The 2,862-nt window shown below is 38.1% G+C and carries 4 protein-coding genes; all 4 read left to right on the forward strand.

All coding sequences use genetic code 11. The annotated features are described in order from the left end of the window. Positions 1-1,613 (forward strand): GH-E family nuclease (locus DXB52_RS15235; RefSeq protein ID WP_472520501.1); only part of this gene is annotated, 1,613 nt, incomplete at its 5' end. 11 nt (positions 1,614-1,624) lie between these two features. Then, positions 1,625-2,155, forward strand: coding sequence for an ankyrin repeat domain-containing protein (locus DXB52_RS15245; protein ID WP_117570136.1), 531 nt, complete (start codon positions 1,625-1,627; stop codon positions 2,153-2,155). Positions 2,156-2,269: 114 nt separating this feature from the next. Beyond that, entirely contained in the window at positions 2,270-2,455 is a 186-nt protein-coding gene (locus tag DXB52_RS15250) for a hypothetical protein (RefSeq protein ID WP_118107993.1), read from the forward strand. Between the two features lie 94 nt (positions 2,456-2,549). Beyond that, positions 2,550-2,862, forward strand: a 313-nt coding sequence (locus DXB52_RS15255) for a hypothetical protein (RefSeq protein WP_147343393.1), incomplete at its 3' end; no start/stop codon positions are given.

Here is a 2,862-nt window from a genome sequence, read left to right on the forward strand (position 1 = left end):
TATATGACGGAAGAAACAGCGTAACCGGAATCCTGACTGAAAATGCTAATCTGACGAACAGTTATCAGTATGATCCATACGGAAACCTTACATCAGGAACAGCAGACGGGGTCAATTACTACGGTTATAATGGGGAGTCCACAAATGTAAAAACAGGACTTCAGTATCTGCGGGCAAGATACTATGACGCAGAGAACGGAACCTTTACAACTGAAGATAGTGACCTTGGAACGACAGAAAATCCACTGACCAGAAATCGCTATGCATATACATCCAATAATCCGGTAAACTATGATGATCCGACAGGACATTCATGGTGGAAAAAAGCAGTGAGTGCGGTGAAGAATGTTGGTAAGAAGATTGTTAATACAGCGAAGAAGGTTGTAAAAACAGTTGTCAATACGGTCAAAAATGTGGCTCGTACTGTTGTAAATGCTGTAAAGCAAACAGCAAAAACGGTAAGAAATGCAGTCACACACACGAAGACATATCAATCTGTGAAAAATCGTGTTACTAGCAGTGGAACTTACCAGAAGATCGTATCAAAAGGTAGCAACTTCATCAGAAAAGTAGGAAGCGGACTGCAAAAGGCTGGAAAAACATATACATCTTTCCAGTCATATGTAGCAGAACGGAGAGCAGAAATCCGTGCAGAAGTTGTTCGTCAGATGTGTACAACAGCAGACCGTATTTCAGATCAGTTAGGAAAAGTTGACTGGAAGAAAGTAGGAATTGCAGTTGTAGCTACTGGAGCTGCGATTGGAGTTGGTGTTCTTACCGGTGGAGTTGGTATTGCAGCAGTCGGTGCGCTTGGATTGACAGAAGGAACTCTCGGAGCAGCCATAGTTGGTGGAGCTGTAACAGGAGCTATCGGAGGTGCAACGTATAGCGGTGTAAGCTCAGGATTATCAGGAAACAGCCTGAAACAGGTAGCAAAAGATACTTTGACCGGAGGATTGACAGGAGCTGTAGCTGGTGGTACAATGGGTGGTCTTGCCTATGGAGCTGATAAAGCGTTAGGCACTTTGAATAATCTGATCAAAGGCAGTCCAAAGCCGGAACCAGGACATATCACGGAAATGGCGACCAGGAATCTAAATTCTGCGGATGATGTTGAAATACCGCTGTTGGAAGATAAGCGAGCCGGACAGTTATTATTAGAAGATAAACATGCTGGACAACCGCTGTTGGAAGATAAGCGAGCTGGGCAGTTATTATTAGAAGATAAGCAGACTGGACAACTGTTACTAGAAGACAAGCAAGCCGGACAATTAGCATTGCCGGATAAGGGTGGCTTGGGAGTAAAGAAACCGTATGCTACAAGTAGACCAAGCTATGGAAAAGGGCAGGTAGAACAGGTTTGGGAGAATGCAAAAGATCCGCTAACTGGTAAAGTATATGACCCTTCTGGTGTAGAAATTATATGGGATTCTACAAAACCACGAAATGGACAGTGGGATATGGGGCACATACCAGGAGAAAAGTATTCTGAAATGCATCAATTGTATATGGATGATGTAATTACCAAGGATGAGTTCTTAGAATGGTATAGAAATCCAGATAACTACCGACCGGAATTACCTAGAACTAATAGAAGCCATATGTATGAATGAGGTGACCAACAATGAATATAGAAAAAGCGGATTATGCAACAATTATTAGGTTCGGAACGATACATGATTTAAATATGAAACTGCAAATGGAAGGTAAAAATCTTATTGAAGTGTCTAATATTATTGACAAAGATGGGATAAGTCTTCTTGAAAAAAGCTTGATTGCTAGAAAATTTGATATAGCAAAAGAATTGTTAGCAAATAATGCAAAGGTAAATAATGTTTCAAATGCTGGGTGCAATGAATTTCATTACTTGGCTAGTAACATTAATTGTGATGGAGCTTTAGATATTGCAAGAATTTTATTAGCAAAAGGGACATCATTGATGGAAAAAGAAAAAAAATATAATAATTCAGCATTTTTCACGCTATGTCAAGAAGTGTTTAAGGTACGCTCAGTCGAAGGTTTGGCTTTCATAGAAGAGTGTTTTGATAAAGTAGAGGACTACGATGATTGCAATAAAATGGGATGCAGTATCAGAATGCTTATAAATGAAAGAGGAACAGATAAACTGAAAAAAATAATGGAGTGTACAGAATGAAACAAAGAATGAATATGGGAGGTTCAATTGCCTCAATTATCTTAAAAAAAGAGAGTATTTAGTGAAGCTTATAAAATAGCAAATGATTATCAAGAATTTGTAGATGATCGAGGTTTGAAGCTGGAACAGCCTTATAAAGGGAAGGAAAGCAAAGCAAGAAATGAAAAAGGCAGCGTAAGGCTAGACGTTTACGATACAAATGATGGACAAGTATATGATTATAAGTTTGTAAAGAATCCGGGAAAAGGACTATCAAATAGGCAAAAGAGCAAAATCATTCGCGAAGGCCAGATGGATTAACGAAAAATGACATCCATGAAGTAAATCCGAAATAATTAAACAGGAAGCAATATTTGACGATATTGCTTCCTCTAAAGAGAAAAGAGGATAAAAGATGGTAACAAAAAGACAGATAACAAATGATTGGAAGCAACTTTTTCCAGAATTAAAAAAGACTCGATTACTTGAAATGGATAATAGATTGGGTCCATTGATAACAGGAATCTATCTAAAAGTAATTAGAAATACATATTACACACCGGTTTTTTATGTACATAATTTATGCAGAGAATATTCTAGCATTACAACATCATTAGAGTGTACTAGTGAAACAATAGAGTTAGAAAAACATGAAGAACGTTATATGTTTTCAGCGGAAAGGTTAAAAAATAAATTGTTGATTCCACTTAAAGGCGATGTCTCAATAG

The sequence above is a fragment of the Ruminococcus sp. OM04-4AA genome (genome assembly GCF_003462585.1).
In the GTDB taxonomy this organism is placed as follows: domain Bacteria; phylum Bacillota; class Clostridia; order Lachnospirales; family Lachnospiraceae; genus Mediterraneibacter; species Mediterraneibacter faecis.